The following is a 23421-nucleotide window of genomic DNA, read 5'->3' as shown; positions in this document are numbered from 1 at the left end:
GGAATACGGCAATGGAAAGAGATCAGGCCACCAAGTTCATCAACGACCTGCTCAAGCTCATGGTCAGCCGCAACGGCAGCGACTTGTTCATCACGGCGGAATTCCCGCCGGCGATCAAGATCGACGGACGCATCACCAAGGTGTCGCCGCAGCCGCTGTCGCCCGTGCACACGCTGACGCTGGCGCGCTCGGTCATGAGCGACAAGCAGATCGCCGATTTCGAGCGCACCAAGGAGTGCAACTTCGCCATCTCGCCGCCGGGCATAGGGCGCTTTCGCGTCAACGCCTTCATCCAGCAGGGCCGCGTGGGCATGGTGATGCGGACGATTCCGCTGGCCCTGCCCACCATCGACAGCCTGGGCGTGCCCCAGGTGCTCAAGGAGGTGGCCATGACCAAGCGCGGCCTGTGCATCCTGGTCGGCGCCACGGGCTCGGGCAAGTCCACCACGCTGGCCGCCATGGTGGACTGGCGCAACGAGAGCTCCTACGGCCACATCGTGACCATCGAGGACCCCATCGAATTCGTGCACCCGCACAAGAACTGCGTGGTCACGCAGCGCGAAGTGGGCCTGGACACGGACAGCTGGGACGCGGCGCTCAAGAACTCCCTGCGCCAGGCGCCGGACGTGATCCTGATGGGCGAAATCCGCGACCGCGAGACCATGGAGCACGCCATCGCCTTCTCGGAAACCGGCCACCTGTGCCTGGCCACGCTGCACGCCAACAGCGCCAACCAGGCGCTGGACCGCATCGTCAACTTCTTCCCCGAGGACCGCCGCCCGCAGCTGTTGATGGACCTGTCGCTGAACCTGCGCGCCATGGTCTCCCAGCGCCTGCTGCCCAAGCAGGACAGCAAGGGCCGCGTGGCCGCCATCGAGGTGATGCTCAACTCGCCGCTGATCTCCGACCTGATCTTCAAGGGCGAGGTCACCGAGATCAAGGAGATCATGAAGAAAAGCCGCAACCTGGGCATGCAGACCTTCGACCAGGCGCTGTTCGACCTGTTCGAGTCCAACCTGGTCACCTACGAGGATGCACTGCGCAATGCCGACTCGGTCAACGACCTGCGGCTGCAGATCAAGCTGGGCAGCCAGCGCGCCAAGTCGCTGGACCTGGCGGCGGGCACCGAGCATTTCGCCATCGTCTGAGGGGCGTGCCATGCACGCCCTGACCGCGCCTTCAGTGCGCTGAGCCGGCATGCCGGCTCCTTCCAGGGCCGCGCCGGACGCGGCCCTGCGCCACCCGCCTCCCACCACCTCTCAGGATTGCTTCCATGTCCGACTCCTCCATCGCCGCCCGCAGCTATGCGGACACCGCCCCTCTTTCCGTGGCCTTCCTCGGGCTGGGCGTCATGGGCTACCCCATGGCCGGCCACCTGGCCACGGCGGGCCACCGCGTCACGGTCTACAACCGCACGCCGGCCAAGGCCCGCGCCTGGTGCGAGGAGTTCAACGGCGGCCATGCGGCCACGCCGCGCGAGGCCGTGGCCGGCGCCGACATCGTGTTCAGCTGCGTGGGCAATGACGATGACCTGCGCTCGGTCGTGCTGGGGCCGGACGGCGCCTTCGCGGGCATGCGCCGCGGCGCCATCTTCGCCGACCACACGACGGCATCGGCCGAAGTGGCGCGCGAGCTGCATGCGGCCGGGCTGGAGCTGGGCCTGCAGTTCATCGACGCACCTGTCTCGGGCGGCCAGGCCGGCGCCCAGAACGGCCAGCTCACCGTGATGTGCGGCGGCGACCAGGCCGCCTTCGCCACCATGCAGCCCGTGGCCATGGCCTTCTCGCGCGCCTGCACGCTGATGGGCGACAGCGGCGCCGGCCAGCTCACCAAGATGGTCAACCAGATCTGCATCGCGGGCCTGGTCCAGGGCCTGTCCGAGGCCATCGCCTTCGGCCAGCGCGCGGGACTGGACATTCCCAGCGTGCTCGATGTCATCGGCAAGGGCGCCGCCCAGAGCTGGCAGATGGACAACCGTGGCCGCACCATGGCCGAAGGCAAGTTCGACTTCGGCTTTGCCGTGGACTGGATGCGCAAGGACCTGGGCCTGGTGCTGGCCGAAGCCCAGCGCAATGGCGCCCGTTTGCCCGTCACGGCCCTGGTGGACCAGTTCTATGCCGATGTGCAGCAGATGGGCGGCAGGCGCTGGGATACCTCCAGCCTCATCAAGAGGCTCACCCCCTGAGCGGCTTACGCCGCTTCCCCCTCTCTACTTGCTTCGCAAGGGAGGGGGACGACACCATCGCTGCGGGGCGGCCCTTGCTTGGTGTCCCTGGCTTTAGGCCCTGCCAGATTCAAGTGCTATGCCCTGAGGAACGAGATCTTCCTATGTCCAAAACAAAAAGCCGGAACATGTTCCGGCTTTTGCTTTCAGGCGGCGGTGATCACTTCACCGGGGTGGCGGTGGCGCCTGCGGGGGTGGACAGGCTGCTTTCCGAGAGGCTGGTGGGGGCGCTGGCTGCCGCGGCCTTGCCGGAGTCGTCGGTGACCACGGGGGCGGACTGGGGCTGCATGCGGGCCAGTTCGTCCTCGGAGATGACTTCCACCACGCGCACGACCTTGGTCACGTCGTTGATGCCGCGTGCAATCTCGGCACCGCGCTTGGCTTCGCGCGGGGTGACGATGCCCATCAGGAAGACGACCTTGTTCTCGGTCACGACCTTGAAGGCCGAGGCCTGGATGTCCTTGGCGTCCAGCAGGCTGGCCTTGACCTGGGTGGTGATCAGCGTGTCCTTGGAGCGCTGGCTCAGCGTGGAGGTGAAGGGAGCCACCACCACTTCGTTGAAGACATTGCGCACCGTCGGCTGCTCGCGCACGAGCTTCTCGATGGTCTGGCGGTCGGCCTCGTTGCCGGCCTCGCCGGTCAGCAGCACCTGGCGGTTGTAGCTGGTGACGTTGACATGGGCCTTGTCGCCCAGCACTTCGGCGATGCGGTTGTTGGCGCGCAGCTCGATGCCCTGGTCTTCCACCTGGGTGCCGGTGGTGCGGCGGTCCGCCACCGACATGCCGGCCATCACGGCGCTGCCGCCCACCAGGGCGACGCAGCCCGACAGGGCGGCGCCCAGGGACGCGACGGCGAGCACACCGCAGGCGGCGCGGGACCAACGGAACTTCATAGAGGCATCTCCTGTTCACCAAGTAACTGGGCATCCACGCCGTCGCACAGGCAGTGCAGCACCAGCGTATGGGTTTCGCGCACGCGCGCCGCACGGTCGTGCGGCACGCAGATCAGAACATCGGTCTCGCGCACGCGGCCGGCCAGGGAGCCGCCCGTGCGGCCGGTCAGCACCACGGCCATCATGTCGCGCTCATGGGCGGCATCCAGGGCCTCCAGCACGGCCACGTCGTTGCCCGTGGCGGACAGCACCAGCAGCAGGTCGCCGGGCTGGCCCAGGGCACGTATCTGGCGCGCCAGGTACTGGGTGGCGTTGCCGCCCGAGCCCGTGGCGCCCACGGTGCCCAGCAGGCCGCCGTCGGAGACCAGCGCCACGGCAGCCAGCTCGGGCCGGTCGCGTTCGAAGCCGGCCACGCACAGGGCGGCGAAGAGTTGGGCATCGCTGGCAGAGGCGCCCGCGCCGCAGGCCAGAACCTTGCCGCCACTGGTCACGCAGGCCAGCATGGCCTGCACTGCCGCCGCAATAGGCTGGCTCAGCGCCTGGGCGGCCTGGTATTTCAGGTCGGCGCTGTCGATGAAATGCTGTTGGATACGTTGCTCAAGCATGGAGGCCCGATGATAACTGCCGCCCTTGAAGTCTTTCGTAGCCAGGCGTTATTTGTGCTGCAGCGGTAACGGATCAGGCGCCTTCGGCGTCAAAGGCGGCCTGCAGCCACTGCACGGAGGGCCCGGCGCCGGGCTCGACCAGCACCACGTCGAAGCGGCACGGCGGCGGCGCGGACCAGCGCATCAGGTAGTGGCGCGCCGCAAATACGATGCGCCGCTGCTTGGTGGCACCGATGCTGGCGCCGGCACCGCCGAAGGCGCGCGTGCCGCGGCTGCGCACCTCGACGAAGACCACGGTGCCGTCGCGCGCCTGCACGATGAGGTCGATCTCGCCGCCGCCGCGGCCCGGCGTCCGATAATTGCGCTCGACCAGACGCAGGCCGGCCGCCTGCAGATGGGCCAGCGCCGCATCCTCGGCCTGCTGGCCCCGATGCCGGGTCGTGAGGGCAGACGGCCCCGCGCCTGCCGGCTTTTTCGCAAGGAAACCCATTGACTACCTCTTTCGCCACCGCGCTGGGCGCAGCCAAGGATGCTGCGGCATCCCAGCATTATCCGCAGGGCGCCCTCTACGTGGTGGCCACTCCCATCGGCAACCTGGCCGACATCAGCCTGCGCGCCCTGCATGTGCTGCAGTTGGTGGACTGCGTGGCCTGCGAGGACACGCGCCACACGCAGGGCCTGCTGCGCTCCTATGGACTGGACCGGCCCGGCAGCCAGCTGCTGGCCGTGCACCAGCACAACGAGGCCGAGGCGGCCCAGCAGATCGTGGCGCGGCTGCAGCAGGGCCAGCGCATCGCCTATGTCAGCGATGCGGGCACGCCCGGCGTCAGCGACCCCGGCGCACGCCTGTGCGCCGCCGTGCAGGCCGCGGGCCTGCGCTGCATTCCGCTGCCCGGCGCCAGCAGCATCACGGCCGCCATCAGCGTGGCCGGCGCGGTCACGCCTTCGCAGGGCGAGGGAGGTTTCGTCTTCGCAGGCTTTCTGCCCACCAAGTCGGCCGAGCGCCTGGCTGCCGTGCAGCAACTGGCCCTGCAGCCGCGCTGCACCGTGCTGCTGGAAGCCCCCCACCGCATTGCCGACTTGGCCGCCGTCCTGGCCACGCTGGGCGAGCGCCCGGTGACGCTGGCACGAGAGATCACCAAGCAGTTCGAGGACATTGCCACCATGCCCGCCAGCGCGCTGCCGGCCTGGCTGCAGGCCGTGCCCCAGCGCAGCAAGGGCGAATTCGCCGTGGTGCTGCACCCGGTGGCCCTGGGGGGTGACGAGGCCGACGGCGACGCCCTGCGCGTGCTGCGCCTGCTGCTGGCCGAGCTGCCCACCAAGACGGCCGTGCGCCTGGCCGCCGAGATCACGGGCGCACCGCGCAACCGCCTCTATGACGCCGCGCTGGCGATCAAGCAGGCCGCCGAGGAGGACGGCGACGCGGATTGATCAGGCATACGCCAGGCCGGTGGCCACGCCACCGAACAGATCGCCTTCGACCTGGGGCACGCCCGGGAAGGCCTCGCGCAGCGCATCGCGCAGCGTGCGCAGGGCCGATGAGCCGCCCGTGAGGTAGATGGCGTCCAGCGCCTGGGGCGCCACGCCGGCCAGGCGCAGGCAGTCCTGGGCGCAGGCCACGACCTGTTGCAGCGGGCCTTGCAGCTGCTCGTGCAGCACCTCGGGCGAGATGGCGGCGGACAGGCCCGACTCCAGCCAGCCCAGCTCGATGGCCGCTTCGGCATGGCGCGTGGAGGCCTCGATCTTGGCCTGCTCCACCACGGCGGCCAGGCGGTGGCCTTCGCGCAGTTCCAGCACTTCCATCAGGCGCTTGTGCAGGCGCTGGTCGCTGTAGTCGGTGCGCAGGTTGCGCGCCTCGGCCAGGGCCTTGGGCGAGTACAGCCACTGGATCAGGTGCCAGGTCGAGAGGTCGAAGAACACGCGGCTGGGCACTTCGCGGCCGCTGGGGCCGATGTGCCGGTAGCCCAGCAGCGGCATGAGCTGGGCCAGGTTGAGCCGGTGGTCGAAGTCCGTGCCGCCGATGTGCACGCCGCTGGTGGCCAGGATGTCGTCGCGGCGGTCGCTGCGGCCGGCCTGCTCGGGACCCAGGCGCACGACGGTGAAGTCGGAGGTACCGCCGCCGATGTCCACCACCAGCACCACGGATTCCTGCGTGAGGCGCTGTTCGTAGTCCAGCGCGGCGGCAATGGGCTCCATCTGGAAATCCACTTCGCCCAGGCCTGCGGCGCGGGCGGCATCGGCCAGGGCCTGCTGGGCCTGGCGGTCGCGCTCGGGATGGTCGTCCACGAAATGCACGGGCCGGCCCAGCACCACGCGCTCGGGCAGGCGGCCGTCCAGCGAGGCACGCGCCCGGTCGGCCACGCGGCGCAGGAACAGGCCGATGATGTCCTGGTAGCTCACGAACTGGTCGTGCACCGCCGTCTTTTCCTGCAGCAGCGCACTGCCCAGCAGGCTTTTGAGGGAGCGCATGAGCCGGCCCGGCTCGCCGTCCAGGTACTGGGCCATGGCGTCGCGCCCGAAATGGGTGCTGTGCTCGTCCGTATGGAAGAACAGCGCCGTGGGCATGCCGCAGGCATCGCCCTCCAGCGGCAGCAGGCGTGCGGTCTGGCCGGGGGCGCGCCAGGCCATGGCGGAGTTGGAGGTACCGAAATCTATGCCCAGCGTGGCAGGAGTGGAAGCAGTCGTCATGGCAAGCAGCGCCGCGCCGCGGCGCCCCTCAAGGAAGGCCGCGGCTGCAACGAAAACGCCCACCGGGGTGGGCATGGGTGTCAGCGGGGCGCCATTCTAGCGCCCACGCATTTCGCCTAGGCGGCGGCGGTTTCCCTGGCCGGGGAAACCTGGGCCAGCACGATGCGCGCGCCATGCGTGGCGGCCTCGTCCAGCGTCAGCGCAGACGCGGGCTCGCGTACCTGCAGCTCGATGGCATAAGGGCCTTCACCGCGCGTGGCCAGACGGTGGCCCAGGGCGCCCGTGGCAACGCCCTGGGCGGGCGCAGCCAGCACCAGCGCGGTGGCGCCCAGCGCAGTGGCGCCCAGCCTCAGCGATGCGCGGTAGGCGCTGCCGTCGTCCGACAGCCGGGCCTCGCCAATGTCGGCGCCCTCACCCAGCAGCGCGCGCCAGCGTGCCAGGCTGGCGCGCAGGTCATGCACGGCCACGTGCAGCCGGGCCACGCCGGTGGCGCCGTTGGGGTGCACGCGTGCATCGCCCTCGGGCACGCGCAGGGCGCGCGGCGTGAGGTCGCCGCAGAGAAAGGGCAGGTCCTGGCTGCGGGCGCGTGCATTGCGCCAGCGCAGCTGCGCGCCGTCGGGGCGCAGGCGGCCGCCTTCGTAGGGCGCCTCGTAGTCCAGACCGCGCGCCTGGGCGGCGGCAACCACGGCGCCAGTCTCGGTGGGCAGCAGCGCGAAATCGACAATGCCCTCGCCATGGCGCTGCAGCTGCTGCCACCAGCGCTCCTCGGGCGCGGGTGCGCGCCAGGCGATGAGTTCGAAATAGGCGCCGTCGGCAAACACCACCAGGGCGTTGTGCGTGGAGCGGCCCGGATGCTCGCCGCCGCGCAGCACGTTGAAGCCCAGCGCGGTGTAGTCGGCAATGGTGCGTTCCAGGTCCTGGACCGCGATGACGATGTGGTCGAGTGGCAGGGTCATGGCAGGGGTGCTTTCCGCACGGTGTTCAGGCTGCCAGGCGCGCGGCGGCGCTGGAGTCGGTGTGGCGCACTTCGGCGCGGATGTTCTGCGGATTGCGCAGCAGGTTGAGGATGGGGCAGGTGCGCTCCACGGCCTCGAACAGCGCATCGATCTCGGCGCGGCTGGCGGGCGAGTCGATGTGCACGGTGTAGCCGATCTCATGCGGCCAGATGGGCGTGGCCTCGTGGCCGGGCTTGCCGCCGCGCGGATCGATGATGCCCGTGACCTCGACCTCCAGGCTCTCCACGGGCACCTGGCGCTCGGCCGCCTGGATCAGAAAGATGTGGGTCACGCAGGTGCCCAGCACGCCCAGCTGCAGCTCGGGCGAGCTGGGGCCGAGGTTGTAGCCCGCGAAGTCGGGCGGGCTGTCGCTGATGACCTGGTGCTCGCGGATGCGCAGGCGGCGCACGCCGCTGCGGCCCTCGGCGCGCACATGGGCCTTGAGGTGGGCGGGCTGGGCCGTGCCGGCCGCGACGGCGGCGCTGCGGGCGAGCACGGCGGCGCGCTTTTCGGCGAGGTATTCGTTGAGATGGCTCATGGACGGGCTTTCGGTGAAGGAAGTACCAGCCCATTGTTGGGACCGCCGCATGCGCGGCAAACAAACGAATCCGTCTGCGCTTATGCACTGGGCAGATATGCGGGGGCCCAATCCCTTAGTCGTTTTCCAAATATCGATGCAACTCGATATATGAGCGCAAATATTTGGCATCGATAGCATGAAAAACATGGAGCCGGTCCTGTGGCCGGCAGTCTTGTTTTTCAGCGCCCCAGCGGCGGCGAGGTACGAACGTGTTTTCCCAATCGAAGGCGGCTCAGGTGGCATGGAAGGCCGCGATAGCGGTATTGGCGGGCAGCAGCCTGCTGCTGGCGGCGTGCTCCAGGCAGGCCGATACGGCCCAGGCGGGCGCGGCTGCCGGCCCCGTGGAAGGCGGCACCCTGGTCTACCTGGAGCAGCAGGCCCATACCAACCTCTATCCGCCGGCCGGAGGCTTCTATCCCAACGGCGGCGTGCTCAACCAGATCACCGACAAGCTGACCTACCAGGACCCGAAGACGCTGGAGATCCAGCCCTGGATCGCCGAGTCCTGGACCGTGAATGCCGACGCCACCGAGTACCGCTTCAAGCTGCGGCCCGGCGTCACCTTCTCCGACGGCACGCCGCTGGACGCGGCGGCCGTGGCGCGCAACTTCGACACCTATGGCCTGGGCAACAAGGCGCTCAAGCAGCCGGTGTCCGAGGTGATCAACAACTACGAGCGCAGCGAGGTGATCGACCCGCTGACGGTGAAGTTCTTCTTCAGAAAGCCTTCGCCGGGCTTTCTGCAGGGCACTTCGGTGATCGGCTCGGGCCTGGTCTCGCCGGCCACGCTGGACCGCCCCTTCGAGGAGCTGGGCGACGCCACGCGCATCATCGGCTCCGGCCCCTTCGTGGTGGCCAGCGAGACGCTGGGCAAGGAGCTGGTGCTCAAGGTGCGCAAGGACTACGCCTGGGGTCCCGCCAAGCTGGCCCACCAGGGACGCGCGCGGCTGGACGAGGTGAAGTTCATCGTCACGCCCGAGGACAGCGTGCGCATCGGCGCGCTGCTGGCCGGGCAGGCCGGGCTGATCCGCCAGATCCAGGCCTACGACGAAAAGCGCGTCGAGGACCAGAAGTTCAGCATCTACGCCCCGCCCACGCGCGGCGTGAACAACAGCGTGGCCATCCGCCCGGACAACGCCCTGGTGGCCGATCTCAAGGTGCGCCAGGCCCTGCTGCACGGCACCAATGCCAAGGAGATCGTGGAGACGCTGTTCTCGCCGCGCTATCCGCAGGCGCGCTCGGTGATTGCCTCCACGGCGGCCGGCTTCGTGGACCTGTCGGCCAAGCTGGCCTATGACGAGGCCAAGGCGAAACAGCTGCTGGACGAGGCCGGCTGGACGCTGGGCGCCAACGGCCTGCGCCAGAAGGACGGCCGCGATTTCGTGCTCTCCACCTACGAGTCCCTGCCCCAGCCGCAGAACAAGGAGACGCTGCAGCTCGTGGCCCAGCAGTGGGCGCGCATCGGGGTCAAGCTCAACGTGCTGTCGGGCGACGCGGGCAGCCGCGCCGTGGACACGCTGGACCCCGACAAGACCGGCGTGCTGCCCGGCATGGTGGGCCGCGCCGATCCCGACGTGATCAAGAGCAACTACTACCCGACCAACCGCAACGTGCTGCTGCAAAAGGGCGGCGTGAGCCAGAAGGTGAAATCCTTTGAGGACACCAAGCTCAACGGCCTGTTCGACGCCATCGCGGCCGAGACCAATGCCGCCAGGCGCCTGGCGCTGGCCGGCGAGGTGCAGAACTACCTGATCGACCAGGCCTATGTGATCCCCATCTTCGAGGAACCCCAGGCCTTTGCGGGCGCAGGCTGGGTGCGTGACGTGGGCTTCGAGGCCGTGGGCCGGCCCAGCTTCTACAGCACCTGGCTGGCCAGGCGCTGACCGGAACGCTCCCTGAGGAACCGCTCCCATGCCGCGCCGCTATCTGCTCAGCCGCATCGCCCAGGCCGCCCTGGTGCTGTGGGCGGCCTTCACGGTCTCGTTCATCCTGCTGCAGCTGCTGCCGGGCGACGCCGTGCTGATCAAGTTTCTGAACCCCGAGCTGGGCCTGGGCCCGCAGGAGATCGCCGACATCCGCGCCGCCTACGGCTCGGACCAGCCCGTGTGGCAGCAGTACCTGCACACGCTGGGCCAGTTCCTCACGGGCCATTTCGGCTATTCGCTGCAGGCCGGCGTGCCGGTGAGCCAGGGCCTGGCCACCAGCCTGCCGCCCACGCTCAAGCTCGCGGCCCTGGGCTTTGCCGCAGCCGCGCTGCTGGCCGTGGCGCTGGCGGCGGCTGCCAGCCTGGCGCCCCTGTCCTGGCTGCGCAACGCGCTGTATTCGCTGCCTTCGGTCTTTGTCTCGGTGCCCGTGTTCTGGCTGGGGATCATGCTGATCCAGGTGGTGTCGTTCCGCCTGGGCTGGATCGCCGTGATCAATCCCGGCCCCTGGGAAGGACTGGTGCTGCCCACGCTGACCCTGGCCGTGCCGATCTCGGCGCCGCTGGCCCAGGTGCTGCTGCGCAATATCGACGCCGTGCTGGCCCAGCCCTTCGTGGCCGTGGCACGGGCCAAGGGCGCCTCGCGCCGCTGGGTGCTGCTGCGCCATGTGGCACGCAATGCCCTGCTGCCCACGCTGACCATTGCCGGCGTGCTGTTCGGCGAGCTGCTGGCCGGCGCCGTGGTGACGGAGGCCGTGTTCGGCCTCAACGGCCTGGGCACGCTGACCCAGCAGGCCGTGGGCAACCAGGACACGGCCGTGCTCCAGGCCGTGGTGGTCGTCTCGGCCGCCGCCTTCGTACTCATCAACCTCGCCGTGGACCTGCTGTACCCGCTGCTTGATCCGCGCCTGCGCCATTCCGTGGAGAACCGGCCATGAACACTGCCGTCTCAAGCGCTCTTTCCCCGGCCCTGGATGCCCAGGCCGCGCCCGCCACTCCTACTCCCATTCCCATGGCGCTGCCAGCGTCGTCCCTGGCCCCTGCGCCAGCCGCCCCGCGCCGCGGCTTCGCCTTGCCGGCCCGCCTGCAATCCCTGAAACGCCTGCCGCCCACGCTGGCCCTGGCCTGGCTGGTGATTGCCGTGGCCGCGCTGTGGGCGCTGGCGCCCGGCTGGTTCGCCCACCAGAACCCGATCGCGGGCCAGGCCGGCCAGCAGTTGCTGGCGCCCAGCGCCGCGCACTGGCTGGGCACGGACGCGCTGGGGCGCGACCTGTGGGCGCGCGTGGTGCATGGCGCCGTGCATTCGCTGTCGGGCGCCTTCGTGGCCGTGGGCGTGGGCCTGGCCGTGGGCACGCTGATCGGCCTGCTGGCCGGGGCCACGGGCGGGCGCACGGAAGATGCGCTGATGCGCCTGGTCGATGTGCTGCTGGCCGTGCCTTCGCTGCTGCTGTCGCTGACCATCATCATCGTGCTGGGCTTTGGCACCATCAACGCGGCCATTGCCGTGGGCGTGGTCTCGGTGGCCAGCTTCGCGCGCCTGGTGCGCTCGGAGGTGGTGCGCGTGCGCCGCTCCGACTACGTGGAGGCCGCTTTCGGCAGCGGCGGACGCTTTGCCGCCGTGCTGTGGCGCCATGTGCTGCCCAACTCGCTGACGTCGGTCATCGCCATGGCGGCGCTGCAGTTCGGCTCGGCGATCCTTGCGATTTCCACCCTGGGTTTTCTGGGCTACGGCGCGCCGCCGCCCACGCCCGAATGGGGGCTGCTGATCGCCGAAGGCCGCAACTACATCGCCACCGCCTGGTGGCTGACCACGGCGCCGGGCCTGATCGTGGTGGCCGTGGTGCTGGCGGCCAACCGCATCGCCACGGCCTTCGCACGGAGGCCTGCATGAGCGCCGCCATCGAGGAACGCATCCACGCCGCACCAGCGGTGGCAACGACCGCCCCCGTGCTCGAAGTGCAGGACCTGGCCGTGGCCTACCGCGATGCCGCAGGCCAGGCACAGCGCGTGGTGCACGGCGTGTCGTTTTCCGTGGCGCCGGGCGAGGTGGTGGCCCTGGTCGGCGAATCGGGCTCGGGCAAGACCACCACGGCCCAGGCCGTGATCGGCCTTTTGGCCGACAACGGCCACCGCGAGCACGGCAGCATCCGCCTGCAGGGCACCGAGGTCTCGGGCTGGCCAGCCGCACGCTGGAACGCCATCCGCGGCCGCGTGGTCAGCCTGGTGCCGCAGGACCCCACCATGTCGCTGAACCCCGTGCGCACGGTGGGCGACCAGGTGGGCGAGATCCTGCGCATCCACGGACTGCGCGACCGCACGGCCGTGGAGGCGCGCGTGCTGGAGCTGCTGGCCCGCGTGGGGCTGTCCCAGCCCGCGCTGCGCGCACGCCAGTATCCGCACGAACTGTCGGGCGGCATGCGCCAGCGCGTGCTGATCGCCATCGCCATCGCGCTGCGGCCCGCCCTCATCATTGCCGACGAGCCCACCAGCGCGCTGGACGTGACCGTGCAGCGGCGCATCCTGGACCTGATCGATGCGCTGCGCCGCGAGACCGGCACGGCCGTGCTGCTGGTCACGCATGACCTGGGCGTGGCGGCCGACCGTTCGCACCGCTTGGTCGTCATGCAGGGTGGCCGCATCCAGGAGCAGGGTCCCACGCTGAAGCTGCTGCGCAATCCGCAAAGCGCCTATACGCGGCGGCTGCTGGCCGATGCGCCTTCTCTGGCGCCCGCGCCGCGCCGCACGCCCAGGCCCGCCACGGCCGATGACTGGGCCATCGAGGTCGAGGACCTGGTGCACGAATTCGCGGCGCCCGGCCATGCCTCCGCCCACGGGCGCGGCATCTTCCGTGCCGTGGACGGCGTGTCGCTGCGCGTGCGCCGGGGCAGCACGCATGCCATCGTGGGCGAGTCGGGCTCGGGCAAGACCACCACCATCCGCGCCATCGTGGGCCTGGGTCGGCCCACGGCGGGCCGCATCCGCATCGAAGGCACCGAGGTCACGGGCCTGCGCGGCGAGGCCCTGCGACAGCTGCGCCGCCGCGTGCAGCTGGTCTACCAGAACCCGTTCAGTTCTCTGGACCCGCGCCAGAGCGTGTTCGACATCATCGAGGAGCCCCTGCTGAACTTCGACCCGCTGCCGGCCGATGAGCGCCGCCGGCGCGTGCACGACATGCTGGAGCGCGTGGGCCTGCCGGCCAGCGTGCTGCAGCGGCGCCCGCATGCGCTGTCGGGCGGCCAGCGCCAGCGCGTGGCGATTGCGCGCGCCCTGGTGCTGCAGCCGCAGGTGCTGGTGCTGGACGAGGCCGTATCGGCCCTGGACGTGACGGTGCAGGCGCAGATCCTGGCCCTGCTCGCCCAGCTGCAGCAGGACCTGGGGCTGACCTATCTCTTCATCTCGCACGACCTTGCCGTGGTGCGCCAGATCGCCGACACGGTGTCGGTGCTGCGCGCGGGCCGGGTGGTGGACGCGGGCAGCGTGGAGGAAGTGTTCCAGCGCCCCACCAGCGACTACACGCGCGAACTCATGGACGCCATTCCCGGCAAAAGGAGCATTGATTTTGTCCCTCATACCGCCTGACACACACGCTGGCGTCGCCCCCCGCAGCGGCCCGCGCCTGGGCTTCTTCAGCCGCCTGCTCGACGATGCGCCGGCCGGCGAGCGCTACCGCCTGGTGGCCGAGCAGATCGCCCATGCCGAGGCCCAGGGCTTCGACTCGGCCTGGGTGGCCCAGCACCATTTCCATGAAAGCGAGGGCGGCCTGCCCTCGCCCTTCGTCTTTCTGGCCCATGTGGCGGCGCGCACGCGGCGCATCCGCATCGGAACGGGCGTGATCACGCTGCCGCTGGAAAACGCGCTGCGCGTGGCCGAGGACGCGGCCGTGCTGGACCTACTGACCGGCGGCCGCCTGGAAGTGGGCCTGGGCACGGGCGGCACGGCCGAATCCTTCGAGGCCTTTGGCGTGCAGGGCGCCGAGCGCGGCGCCGTCTTCGCACGCAACTTCGGCGTGCTGCAGGACGCCTGGGCCGGGCGCGCGCTGGCCGGCGGCGTGCGCCTGTACCCGGCCGCGCCGCAGCTGCTGGAGCGCGTCTGGCAGGCCACGTTCTCGGCCGAGGGCGGCGCGCGGGCCGGGGCCAACGGCGACGGCCTGATGCTGTCGCGCACCCAGCCACGGCCCGAAGGCGCGCCGCAGGCCACGCTGTCCGAGATCCAGAACCCCATCATCGACGCCTACCTCGCCCGCCTGCCCGCAGGGCGGGCGCCGCGCATCCTGGGCTCGCGCACGCTGTTCGTGGCCGACCGCCGAGACGATGCGCTGCGCTGGGCCGAGGCCGGCCTGCGCCGCGTGGCCCTGCGCCATGCCGCCCAGCCCTCGCAATGGGCGGCCCGCGTCGATCCGCAGGCGCCGCTGGCCGATCTCATCGCCGCCTACGACGTACATGTGGGCACGCCCGACGAGGTCATCGCCTCGATGCGCGCCGACACGGCGCTGGCGCGCGTGAGCGACATCGTCTTCCAGGTGCACTCCATCGATCCGCCGCACGCCGCCATCCTGCGCTCCATCGAGCTGACGGCCGCCCATGTGGCACCGGCCCTGGGCTGGCGCCGTGCCGATGAGTCCACATCCACGTCCACCCCAGCGCCCTCTTCCCTCCCCGCAGTCCGGGCCGGACTGCTGCAAGCCGCATGACCATGAACACCACCGCAACGCCCCGCTTTCCCGGCGACGTGATCGACCACCTCGCCGACATCACCCCCGGCAGCGCACTGGACCGCGTGCGCCGCCACCGCACCGAGGCACGCACGCAGGCCCAGCAAAGCTTTGCAGCCCTGTTCACGCCCGCCGAGCCCGTGCCCGGCACGGTCTCGCTGCGCGAGCGGCTGGCCCTGGCCGCCTTCACGGCCGGGCTGCATGGCGAGCCGCGCAGCGCCGTCTTCTATACACGCGCGCTGGCCACCGAGGATGCGGAACTGGCCGCCGTGGTGGCGTCCGAAGTGGTGCGTGGCCGCGCCCAGAGCCTGCAGGCCGGCAGCGGCCCGCATGGCCCCTACGGCAGCTACCCGGCAGGCCCGCTGAGCCGCGAGGACCAGCCGGGCCCCGCCTATGCCGTGGACCCGGCCCACGCCGCACTGCTGGGCCCGCGCCTGGCCGCGGCGCTGGCCCATGCCCACCTGCTGGCCTACCACCCGCGCGACGCCAGCGCCGGGGCCCTGCAGGCGCTGCAACAGGCGGGCTGGAGCGAGACGGACATCGTCATCCTGTCCCAGCTGGCGTCCTTCCTGTCCTTCCAGATCCGCGTGGTGGCGGGGTTGCGCGTGCTGGCTGCACGCCCCGCGCCCCAGGCAGCCCATCAAACCACCACCCTGCAAGCCCAGCCATGACCTCAACGAACTCCGCCGCTCCTCAGGTCTTCACCCAGGAACAACTCGACTGGCTGCCATGGATTGAGCCGCTGGAAGAAAGCGAGCTGACCGAACGCCACCATGCAGGCCTGGTCGATGCCTCACGCGCGCAGTCGCCCTACTTCCGCCTGCTGGCGCGCGACCCCGACACGCTGGGCGCACGCACGCGCACCGACAAGGACATCTTCTACAACCCCGACGCCGGCCTGCCGCGCGCCGAGCGCGAGCTGGCCGCTGCGGCCACCTCGCGCGCCAATGGCTGCATCTACTGCGCCTCGGTCCATGCGCGCTTTGCCACGCACTTCTCGCGCCGGGGTGGCGACGTGCAGCGCCTGCTCGACGAAGGCCCGGGCACGGACCTGGGGCCGCGCTGGAACGCCATCGTCACGGCGGCCGTGGCGCTGACCCAGACGCCGCCTGCGCTGGAGCCCGCCCACATCGATGCGCTGCGCACCGCAGGCCTGGACGATGCCGCCATCTCCGATGTGCTGCACGGCACGGCCTTCTTCAACTGGGCCAACCGGCTCATGCTGTCGCTGGGCGAGCCACGGACCACGGCTTGAGGGCGCCCGCCCTCACCACAGGCCCAGCAGCTTCCACCAGACACTGCCGACCACGGCAAAGATCAGCAGCTCGATCACGCACATGGCCGCGCCCACGCGCCACCAGTTGCCCAGCGTGACGTAGCCGCTGCCGAAGATGATGGGCGAGGTGCCGGTGGCGTAGTGGGTCAGCGTCATCATGATGGCCGAGCCGGCCGTCATCATCAGCATGAAGGGCACGACATAGTCGGCCGGAATCAGCTGCGCGCCCACGGTCAGGAAGGCCAGCATCATCGCGCTGATATGGGCCGTGGTGCTGGCGAACAGGTAGTGCGAGAACACGAACACGCCCACCAGGATGGCCGCCACCGGCAGCCAGTCCAGGCCGCTGGCGACGATGGCGTTCTTCATGCCCACGGCAAACCAGGACACCACGCCGAGCTTGTTGAGCTGCTCGGCCAGCATGACCAGGGCGCCGAACCACACAAGGGTGTCCCAGGCGCTTTTCTCGGACAGCACGTCATCCCAGTCGATGGTGCCCGTGATGATCAGCACGAACAGGCCCAGGAAGGCGACCACGGTGGGGTCCAGCACGAAGGCCGGGCCGAACAGCATCTGCGGCACGTTGGCCCACAGCAGCAGCATCAGGCCGAAGGTGCCCAGCATCACGCGCTCCTTGCCCGACAGCGGCCCCATGCGCGCCATCTCGCTGCGCGCGTACTCCACGGCATTGGGCGTGGCCTTGAGCTCGGGCGGCGACAGCAGGTAGATCACCAGCGGCATCAGCAGCAGGCACAGCAGGCCCGGCAGCAGCATGTACAGCGCCCAGGTGGTCCAGCTCAGGTGCAGGGCCTGGCCCGTGGCCTTGGCCACGAAATCCACCACCAGCGGGTTGGGCGCGGTGGCGGTCAGGAACATGGCCGAGGTGATGGGATTGGCGTGGTAGTTGACCAGGGCCAGGTAGGTGCCCACCTTGCCCTGCGTGCCCTTGGCCGGGTCCGACTCGAAGGCATTGGCGATGGACTTCATGATCGGGTGAACGATGCCGCCGCCGCGCGCCGTGTTGCTGGGGGTGAACGGTGCCAGCACCAGCTCGCAGATCGCCAGGCCGTAGCCGATGCCGATGGTGCGCTTGCCCAGCAGGGCGATGAACATCAGGCCGATGCGGCTGCCCAGCCCCGTCTTCTTGAGGCCGCGCGAGATCAGGATGGCCACCACGATCAGCCAGATCAGCGGGCTGGAAAAGCTGCTCAGCGCATCGGTGATGGCACCCTTGGACGAGCCGGAGGTGACCTGGGACAGCGAGACGATGACGATGGCCATCAAGGCCATCACGCCGATGGGCATGACCTTGAGGATGATGGCCACGATGGTGGTCAGGAAAATGGCGACCAGTTGCCAGCCCTTGGGCGTCAGCCCCTCGGGCACGGGCATCAGCAGCAGGCCGAACAGCACGGCGGTGGCGATCAGTGCCGGCACCAGCCGGAACGGCACGGCCGCCTTGAAATAGCGGAACAGCGAGGCGATCTTCTCGAGCATGTGGATCCTTTGCGTTGCCGGAGCGGCGCCGAGAGCGCATGGCCTGCCGGGAGCAAAAGCCCACCAGCCTGCACGGGCACTGGCGGCCGCGCCGCATGACTGACATCATGATGCAGTGCAGCATGAGCCCGGCTTCCAGCGGGCGCCTGCGCCACCGAAGTTTGACAGGCATCAAGGCCGGGCCAGTAAACCTGGCGACCCAGGCCACCGAGCCCCGCTCACATGACAGCATCCCCAGACCGGGTGCCTTTCGCCCCGGTGTACCCATGCAGTGAAAAAAGGAGAAAAGCCGACATGCCAGCCAACCGATTCTTGCCCGAGGAATGGGAATGCCGGCTCCAGGAGATCGACCTGGAGATCGCCCGCCACGCCGTCATCTGCAAGATCCCGCTGCTGCAGGCCGGTGTGGTGGAGCGCGTGCTGGCCAATGACGCCAGCGTCTGCGGCGCCGAGCACGAGGCCGCATTCAAGACCCTGCGCGGCCTTCTGTACATGCACTACACCGAGCTGCTGCACATCAGCGAAGTGCTCAGCCCCGAGGTCGCCCAGGAAATCGCCCACCGCGTGCGCCTGCGGCTGGGCCAGCGCATCGGCAACCAGTTGGGCGGCTGATGCCGGGCTGTCCGCCTGGCCTTTGCCCTGGCGCGAGGGCATGAAAAAAGGGCTACGACAGTTGTCGTAGCCCTTTTCAATTTGGTTGCGCGAGAAGGATTTGAACCTCCGACCTTTGGGTTATGAGCCCAACGAGCTACCAGACTGCTCCATCGCGCGGTATTCCAAAATTATAGCAGATTATTCAGCTGCCTTGGCTTCGGCGGCGCCTTCTTCAGCGCGCTCGACCAGTTCCACGAAGGCCATGGGGGCGTTGTCGCCCACGCGGAAGCCCATCTTCAGGATACGGGTGTAGCCACCAGGACGCTTTGCGAAGCGGGGGCCCAGCTCGTTGAAGAGCTTGGTCACGCTGTCGCGGTCGCGCAGGCGGTCGAATGCCAGGCGGCGGTTGGCAACGGTGTCGACCTTGGCCAGGGTGATCATGGGCTCGATCACGCGGCGCAGTTCCTTGGCCTTGGGAACGGTGGTCTTGATGGCTTCGTGCTCGATGAGCGAATTCATCATGTTCTTCAGCATCGCCAGGCGGTGCGAAGAGGTGCGATTGAGTTTGCGGAGGCCGTGACCGTGACGCATGGTGCTTTATTCCTAAAATATGTAATTAGGGCTTGCGCAAACAAGGATGCAAGCCTGGACCCGTTACCGGATCTGCAGCTTGCCTCAACCGAATTTGCGCAAGTTGTTGATTAATTCGTGCAGCCGTATCAGGTACTGCCCGAGGCACTGAGGCTCTCCAAAAAGGAGAGCCCGCAATTATAGTGCTTAGCGCTTTTCCAGGCCAGCAGGCGGCCAGTTCTCGAGCTTCATGCCCAGCGTCAGACCGCGGGAAGCCAGGACTTCCTTGATCTCGTTGAGCGACTTGCGACCCAGGTTGGGGGTCTTGAGCAGCTCGTTTTCGGTACGCTGGATCAGGTCGCCGATGTAGTAGATGTTCTCTGCCTTGAGGCAGTTGGCCGAACGCACGGTGAGTTCCAGCTCGTCCACGGGACGCAGCAAGATGGGATCAAAGGCGGTTGCGGCACCACGGCCACCGGCCGGAGCATCGAAGACGCTGGCGATATCGCCGCCGTCCAGCTGAGCGAACACGGCGAGCTGTTCCACCAGGATCTTGGCGGATGCGCGCACGGCGTCCTCGGCAGTGATCGCACCATTGGTTTCGATCTCCACCACCAGCTTGTCGAGGTCGGTGCGTTGTTCAACGCGGGCCGATTCGACGGCGTAGCTCACGCGCTTGACGGGCGAGAACGAAGCGTCCAGCACAATGCGGCCGATCGACTTCGTGGACTCGTCGCCATAGCGGCGCACGTTGCCGGGCACATAGCCGCGGCCCTTCTCCACCTTGATCTGCATGTCCAGCTTGCCGCCTTGCGACAGGTTGGCGATGACATGATCAGGGTTGATGATTTCCACGTCGTGGGGCGTCTGGATGTCGCGCGCCGTCACGACGCCTTCGCCATCCTTGCGCAGCGAGAGCGTGACCTCATCGCGGTTGTGCAGCTTGAACACCACACCCTTGAGGTTCAGCAGGATGTTGACCACATCTTCCTGGACACCGTCGATGGACGAGTACTCGTGCAACACACCAGCAATCGTCACTTCCGTCGCTGCGTAACCCACCATGGACGAGAGCAGGACACGGCGCAGGGCGTTGCCCAGCGTATGGCCGTAGCCACGCTCAAACGGCTCCAGAACAACTTTGGCGCGATTGTGGCCAAGCTGCTCGACATTGATCGTCTTGGGCTTCAGCAAATTGGTTTGCATGCAGACTTCCTCTCAATACCCCCGGCTCGTTACACCGGTAAGGCTGGTGAAGCACCCCAGCGCGATGCCTCGCGGCTGGGGGACGGTTTTACAGAAATGTCGCTGCGCGGAATTAACGCGAGTACAACTCAACGATCAGGGATTCGTTGATGTCTGCACCGAACTCGTCGCGGTCAGGCGACTTCTTGAACGTGCCTTCAGCCTTGTCGGCAGACACTTCCACCCATGCGGGGAAACCGACTTGACCAGCCAGTTGCAGGGCTTCGACGATGCGGGCCTGCTTCTTGGACTTTTCACGCACGGCGACCACGTCACCCACCTTCACCATGTAGGAAGGGATGTTGACGGATTGGCCGTTGACCGTGATGGCCTTGTGCGACACCAGCTGACGCGCTTCCGAGCGGGTCGAGCCGAAGCCCATGCGGTACACCACGTTGTCCAGACGCGACTCCAGCAGCGACAGCAGATTGGCACCGGTGTTGCCCTTCTTCTTGTCGGCGGCTTCGAAGTAGCGGCGGAATTGCTTTTCCAGCACGCCGTACATGCGCTTGACCTTCTGCTTTTCACGCAGCTGCAGGCCGAAGTCGGAAGTACGCTGACCGGAAGTGCGGCCGTGCTGGCCGGGCTTGGTGTCGAACTTGGACTTGTCGGCGATCGAGCGACGTGCGCTCTTCAGGAACAGGTCAGTGCCTTCACGGCGGGAGAGTTTGGCCTTGGGGCCGATATAGCGTGCCACTTGATTTCCTTTGTGTCATCTGCCGTGCACAAGCACGGGAGCCGCCCGCGATGTTACACATCTGGGCGGCGGTGGGCTTGGTGAAAAAGCTTAGATACGACGGCGCTTTTGAGGGCGGCAGCCGTTGTGGGGAACCGGCGTCACGTCCGCGATGGAAGTGATGCGGATGCCCAGGGCGCCCAGGGCGCGAACCGAGGATTCACGGCCAGGACCGGGACCCTTGATTTCGACGTCCAGGTTCTTGATGCCCTGTTCGATGGCAGCACGACCAGCCACTTCCGAAGCCACCTGGGCAGCGAAGGGAGTCGACTTGCGCGAACCCTTGAAGCCCTGGCCACCCGACGAGGCCCACGACAGAGCGTTGCCTTGGCGGTCGGTGATGGTGATGATCGTGTTGTTGAACGAAGCGTGCACGTGGGCAATGCCGTCCGAAATGTTCTTACGGACTTTCTTGCGAACGCGCTGTGCAGCGTTGTTTGCGGGAGACTTAGCCATAGTGATCTTTCAATCTCTTTATTTCTTCAAAGCCGCGGCACCCTTGCGCGGACCCTTGCGGGTACGTGCATTCGTGCGGGTACGTTGACCACGCATGGGCAGGCCACGACGATGACGGAAACCGCGATAGCAACCGATGTCCATCAAACGCTTGATGTTCATCGTTGTTTCGCGACGCAGATCACCTTCCAGAGTCAGGGAAGTCAGCTGATCACGGATCTTTTCCAGATCACCGTCAGTCAGTTCCTTGATTTTCTTGGAATATGCGATGCCAGCGGCTTCGCAGATCTTGCGTGCAGTGGTGCGACCGATCCCATAGATAGCGGTCAGGCCGATTTCAGCGTGCTGATGCGGCGGGATGTTAATGCCAGCGATACGTGCCATTATTCGTCCTCAAACTTTCCTATCAACCCTGGCGCTGCTTGTGGCGCTGGTCCGTGCAGATCACTCGCACCACACCTTTGCGGCGGATGATCTTGCAGTTACGGCAGATTTTTTTGACCGAAGCCGAAACTCTCATTTCATTCTCCTAAAACTCTACATCCGTTACGGCCTATCGACCGGGAAACATGCCCGCGATGGATAGATCGAGTGGGCGTCTACTAACTCTTACTGGACCCGCCGGCACCGCCGGCCAGGCCCATCACTTAGTTCAATTGCCAAGTGTCGCTTTGAAGTTCGCCTTTTTGAGGAGCGATTCGTACTGTTGCGACATCATGTAGTTCTGCACCTGGGCCATGAAGTCCATGGTCACCACCACAATAATCAGCAGTGATGTGCCACCGAAGTAGAACGGAACGTTGTACTTCAGGATCAGGAACTCGGGCAACAAGCACACGAATGTGATGTACACCGCGCCAGCCAGGGTCAGGCGAACCAGGATCTTGTCAATGTAGCGGGCCGTCTGGTCACCGGGACGGATCCCGGGGATGAAGGCACCACTCTTCTTCAGGTTGTCGGCGGTTTCCCGGCTGTTGAACACCAGGGCCGTGTAGAAGAAGCAGAAGAAGATGATGGCAGTGGCGTAGAGCATCACATAGATCGGCTGACCGGGGGTCAGCGTGCTAGCAATGTCCTTCAGCCAGCGCATGGATTCCCCTGCACTGAACCAGTTCACAACGGTCGCCGGCAGCAAGATGATCGAGGAAGCGAAGATGGGAGGAATGACCCCCGCCATGTTCAGCTTCAGCGGCAAGTGCGAAGACTGGCCACCATACACCTTGTTACCCACCTGACGACGCGCATAGTTCACCAGGATCTTGCGTTGTCCCCGCTCGACAAACACGACGAAGTACGTCACGGCTGCCACCACGAGAACGATGAAGATCGCGGCCAGGATGCTCATGGCACCGGTGCGCACCAGCTCCAGCAGACCACCGATGGAGCTCGGCAGACCTGCGGCGATACCTCCAAAGATGAGGATCGAGATGCCGTTGCCCAGACCACGTTCCGTGATCTGTTCACCGAGCCACATCAGGAACATGGTGCCGGCCGTCAGGCTGACCACCGCCGTGAGGCGGAAGCCGAAGCCAGGGCTCAGAACCAGACCTGCGGAGCTTTCCAGAGCCACGGCAATTCCCAGGGACTGAAAAATCGCCAGGCCCAATGTGCCGTAGCGGGTGTACTGGGTGATCTTGCGACGACCCGATTCACCTTCCTTTTTCAGCTGCTCGAATGTAGGGACCACGTAGGTCATGAGCTGCATGATGATCGATGCCGAGATGTACGGCATGATCCCCAGTGCGAACACCGTGAAGCGCGAGAGCGCCCCACCCGAGAACATGTTGAACAGATTGAGAATGCCGCCCTGCTGGCCATTGAACAGCTGCTGCAGCTGCGCTGGATCGATGCCCGGCACGGGGATATGAGCCCCGATCCGGTAAACGACCAGCGCGAGCAACAGAAAAACCAGACGGCGGCGAAGATCGCCGAATTTTCCGGTTTTTGCAATTTGAGCTGCGCTAGTAGCCACGGATGTCTTCTTTCAGATCATTAATCAGGCGATGCTGCCACCGGCAGCTTCGATGGCAGCCTTGGCGCCGGCGGTAGCGCCGATGCCGTTGAGCTTGACAGCCTTGCTGATTTCACCGCTCTTGATGATCTTGACCACCTTTGCGATTTCACCAACCAGACCGGCTTGCTTCAGAGCTGCCAGATCGACTTCGGCCAGGCCCAGCTGTTCCAGAGCGGACAGGGTCACTTCTGCATTGAACTTCAGCAGATGCGACTTGAAGCCACGCTTGGGCAGACGGCGCTGCAGAGGCATTTGACCGCCTTCGAAGCCCACCTTGTGGTAGCCACCCGAACGCGACTTCTGACCCTTGTGACCACGGCCGGCAGTCTTGCCCAGGCCGGAGCCGATGCCGCGACCGACACGGCGCTTGGCGTGCTTGGAGCCCTCTGCAGGCTTGATGCTATTGAGTTCCATCAT

26 protein-coding genes and 1 tRNA gene are annotated in these 23421 nt (G+C 67.2%); 11 read left to right on the top strand and 16 right to left on the bottom strand.

Translation table 11 applies throughout. The annotated features are described in order from the left end of the window. Window positions 1-11: 11 nt before the first annotated feature. The gene (locus tag ACM14_RS09185) at window positions 12-1148 is read left to right on the top strand and encodes a PilT/PilU family type 4a pilus ATPase (RefSeq protein ID WP_012202997.1); all 1137 of its coding nucleotides are present in this window, start codon (window positions 12-14) and stop codon (window positions 1146-1148) included. 125 nt (window positions 1149-1273) lie between these two features. Further along, on the top strand, window positions 1274-2185 hold the full coding sequence (locus tag ACM14_RS09180; protein WP_013804430.1) for an NAD(P)-dependent oxidoreductase: 912 nt from the start codon (window positions 1274-1276) through the stop codon (window positions 2183-2185). Between the two features lie 199 nt (window positions 2186-2384). On the opposite strand, the gene ACM14_RS09175 is transcribed toward ACM14_RS09180, so the two are convergent. The 3 genes from ACM14_RS09175 to ACM14_RS09165 all read right to left on the bottom strand — a co-directional run bounded on the left by ACM14_RS09175 (window position 2385) and on the right by ACM14_RS09165 (window position 4211). After that, entirely contained in the window at window positions 2385-3116 is a 732-nt protein-coding gene (locus ACM14_RS09175; RefSeq protein ID WP_063327425.1) for a BON domain-containing protein, read from the bottom strand. Next, the gene (locus ACM14_RS09170; RefSeq protein WP_012202994.1) at window positions 3113-3721 is read right to left on the bottom strand and encodes an SIS domain-containing protein; all 609 of its coding nucleotides are present in this window, start codon (window positions 3719-3721) and stop codon (window positions 3113-3115) included. The genes ACM14_RS09175 and ACM14_RS09170 overlap by 4 nt, the downstream gene beginning before the upstream one ends. Window positions 3722-3794: 73 nt before the next feature. Beyond that, window positions 3795-4211: a YraN family protein gene (locus tag ACM14_RS09165; protein ID WP_043820402.1), complete on the bottom strand. Its 417-nt coding sequence runs from the start codon at window positions 4209-4211 to the stop codon at window positions 3795-3797. Between ACM14_RS09165 and rsmI the strand changes: the two genes are divergently transcribed. After that, window positions 4211-5152: a 16S rRNA (cytidine(1402)-2'-O)-methyltransferase gene (rsmI, locus tag ACM14_RS09160; RefSeq protein WP_065345978.1), complete on the top strand. Its 942-nt coding sequence runs from the start codon at window positions 4211-4213 to the stop codon at window positions 5150-5152. The genes ACM14_RS09165 and rsmI overlap by 1 nt on opposite strands. Here rsmI and ACM14_RS09155 read toward each other — a convergent pair whose 3' ends face one another. The 3 genes from ACM14_RS09155 to ACM14_RS09145 all read right to left on the bottom strand — a co-directional run bounded on the left by ACM14_RS09155 (window position 5153) and on the right by ACM14_RS09145 (window position 7942). After that, entirely contained in the window at window positions 5153-6409 is a 1257-nt protein-coding gene (locus ACM14_RS09155; RefSeq protein ID WP_043783186.1) for an Hsp70 family protein, read from the bottom strand. A 116-nt stretch (window positions 6410-6525) separates the two neighbouring features. After that, window positions 6526-7365, bottom strand: a complete 840-nt coding sequence (locus ACM14_RS09150; RefSeq protein WP_065345977.1) for a VOC family protein — start codon at window positions 7363-7365, stop codon at window positions 6526-6528. Between the two features lie 25 nt (window positions 7366-7390). Beyond that, complete coding sequence (locus ACM14_RS09145; protein WP_013804436.1) at window positions 7391-7942, bottom strand: OsmC family protein; 552 nt, start codon at window positions 7940-7942, stop codon at window positions 7391-7393. Between the two features lie 251 nt (window positions 7943-8193). Here ACM14_RS09145 and ACM14_RS09140 point away from each other — a divergent pair, with 251 nt between their 5' ends. The 7 genes from ACM14_RS09140 to ACM14_RS09110 are packed head-to-tail and all read left to right on the top strand — an operon-like array spanning window position 8194 to window position 15871. Then, on the top strand, window positions 8194-9867 hold the full coding sequence (locus ACM14_RS09140) for a TIGR04028 family ABC transporter substrate-binding protein (RefSeq protein ID WP_065345976.1): 1674 nt from the start codon (window positions 8194-8196) through the stop codon (window positions 9865-9867). A gap of 28 nt (window positions 9868-9895) precedes the next feature. Then, complete coding sequence (locus tag ACM14_RS09135) at window positions 9896-10843, top strand: ABC transporter permease (protein ID WP_043820406.1); 948 nt, start codon at window positions 9896-9898, stop codon at window positions 10841-10843. After that, the gene (locus ACM14_RS09130) at window positions 10840-11796 is read left to right on the top strand and encodes an ABC transporter permease (RefSeq protein ID WP_065345975.1); all 957 of its coding nucleotides are present in this window, start codon (window positions 10840-10842) and stop codon (window positions 11794-11796) included. The genes ACM14_RS09135 and ACM14_RS09130 overlap by 4 nt, the downstream gene beginning before the upstream one ends. Continuing rightward, window positions 11793-13484, top strand: coding sequence for an ABC transporter ATP-binding protein (locus ACM14_RS09125; protein ID WP_065345974.1), 1692 nt, complete (start codon window positions 11793-11795; stop codon window positions 13482-13484). The genes ACM14_RS09130 and ACM14_RS09125 overlap by 4 nt, the downstream gene beginning before the upstream one ends. After that, entirely contained in the window at window positions 13465-14595 is a 1131-nt protein-coding gene (locus tag ACM14_RS09120) for a putative FMN-dependent luciferase-like monooxygenase (protein ID WP_065345973.1), read from the top strand. Before ACM14_RS09125 ends, ACM14_RS09120 begins: the two co-directional genes overlap by 20 nt. Continuing rightward, entirely contained in the window at window positions 14592-15287 is a 696-nt protein-coding gene (locus ACM14_RS09115; RefSeq protein ID WP_065345972.1) for a CMD domain protein, read from the top strand. Before ACM14_RS09120 ends, ACM14_RS09115 begins: the two co-directional genes overlap by 4 nt. Then, window positions 15284-15871 (top strand): alkylhydroperoxidase domain protein, encoded by a 588-nt coding sequence (locus ACM14_RS09110; RefSeq protein ID WP_013804442.1) that lies wholly within the window; start codon window positions 15284-15286, stop codon window positions 15869-15871. Before ACM14_RS09115 ends, ACM14_RS09110 begins: the two co-directional genes overlap by 4 nt. Window positions 15872-15883: 12 nt before the next feature. On the opposite strand, the gene ACM14_RS09105 is transcribed toward ACM14_RS09110, so the two are convergent. Continuing rightward, a complete protein-coding gene (locus ACM14_RS09105) occupies window positions 15884-17389 on the bottom strand; it encodes a DASS family sodium-coupled anion symporter (RefSeq protein WP_034389959.1) in 1506 nt (501 codons plus the stop codon). A 294-nt stretch (window positions 17390-17683) separates the two neighbouring features. On the opposite strand from ACM14_RS09105, the gene ACM14_RS09100 reads away from it, so the two are divergent. Next, complete coding sequence (locus ACM14_RS09100; protein ID WP_012202980.1) at window positions 17684-18001, top strand: hypothetical protein; 318 nt, start codon at window positions 17684-17686, stop codon at window positions 17999-18001. An 82-nt stretch (window positions 18002-18083) separates the two neighbouring features. On the opposite strand, the gene ACM14_RS09095 is transcribed toward ACM14_RS09100, so the two are convergent. The 9 genes from ACM14_RS09095 to rplO all read right to left on the bottom strand — a co-directional run bounded on the left by ACM14_RS09095 (window position 18084) and on the right by rplO (window position 23418). Beyond that, window positions 18084-18160, bottom strand: a tRNA-Met gene (locus ACM14_RS09095). 21 nt (window positions 18161-18181) lie between these two features. Continuing rightward, window positions 18182-18574 carry a 50S ribosomal protein L17 gene (gene rplQ / locus ACM14_RS09090; protein WP_012202979.1) on the bottom strand — a complete coding sequence of 131 codons (393 nt, stop codon included), beginning with the start codon at window positions 18572-18574 and terminating at the stop codon, window positions 18182-18184. Window positions 18575-18760: 186 nt separating this feature from the next. Then, window positions 18761-19759, bottom strand: a complete 999-nt coding sequence (gene rpoA, locus ACM14_RS09085; protein WP_012202978.1) for a DNA-directed RNA polymerase subunit alpha — start codon at window positions 19757-19759, stop codon at window positions 18761-18763. Window positions 19760-19871: 112 nt separating this feature from the next. Beyond that, window positions 19872-20495, bottom strand: coding sequence for a 30S ribosomal protein S4 (gene rpsD / locus ACM14_RS09080; RefSeq protein ID WP_012202977.1), 624 nt, complete (start codon window positions 20493-20495; stop codon window positions 19872-19874). Window positions 20496-20585: 90 nt separating this feature from the next. After that, window positions 20586-20990: a 30S ribosomal protein S11 gene (rpsK, locus tag ACM14_RS09075; RefSeq protein WP_012202976.1), complete on the bottom strand. Its 405-nt coding sequence runs from the start codon at window positions 20988-20990 to the stop codon at window positions 20586-20588. Window positions 20991-21008: 18 nt separating this feature from the next. Continuing rightward, window positions 21009-21374 carry a 30S ribosomal protein S13 gene (gene rpsM / locus ACM14_RS09070; protein ID WP_012202975.1) on the bottom strand — a complete coding sequence of 122 codons (366 nt, stop codon included), beginning with the start codon at window positions 21372-21374 and terminating at the stop codon, window positions 21009-21011. Between the two features lie 22 nt (window positions 21375-21396). Further along, window positions 21397-21510, bottom strand: a complete 114-nt coding sequence (gene rpmJ, locus ACM14_RS30570; RefSeq protein WP_003050535.1) for a 50S ribosomal protein L36 — start codon at window positions 21508-21510, stop codon at window positions 21397-21399. Window positions 21511-21642: 132 nt separating this feature from the next. Further along, window positions 21643-22962, bottom strand: a complete 1320-nt coding sequence (gene secY, locus ACM14_RS09065; protein ID WP_012202974.1) for a preprotein translocase subunit SecY — start codon at window positions 22960-22962, stop codon at window positions 21643-21645. 24 nt (window positions 22963-22986) lie between these two features. Next, the gene (gene rplO / locus ACM14_RS09060; RefSeq protein ID WP_012202973.1) at window positions 22987-23418 is read right to left on the bottom strand and encodes a 50S ribosomal protein L15; all 432 of its coding nucleotides are present in this window, start codon (window positions 23416-23418) and stop codon (window positions 22987-22989) included. Between the last annotated feature and the right edge of the window lie 3 nt (window positions 23419-23421).

This window comes from Delftia sp. JD2 (assembly GCF_001682645.1).
Lineage (GTDB): Bacteria > Pseudomonadota > Gammaproteobacteria > Burkholderiales > Burkholderiaceae_C > Comamonas > Comamonas acidovorans.
This window is presented reverse-complemented; position numbering and strand designations above follow the sequence as displayed.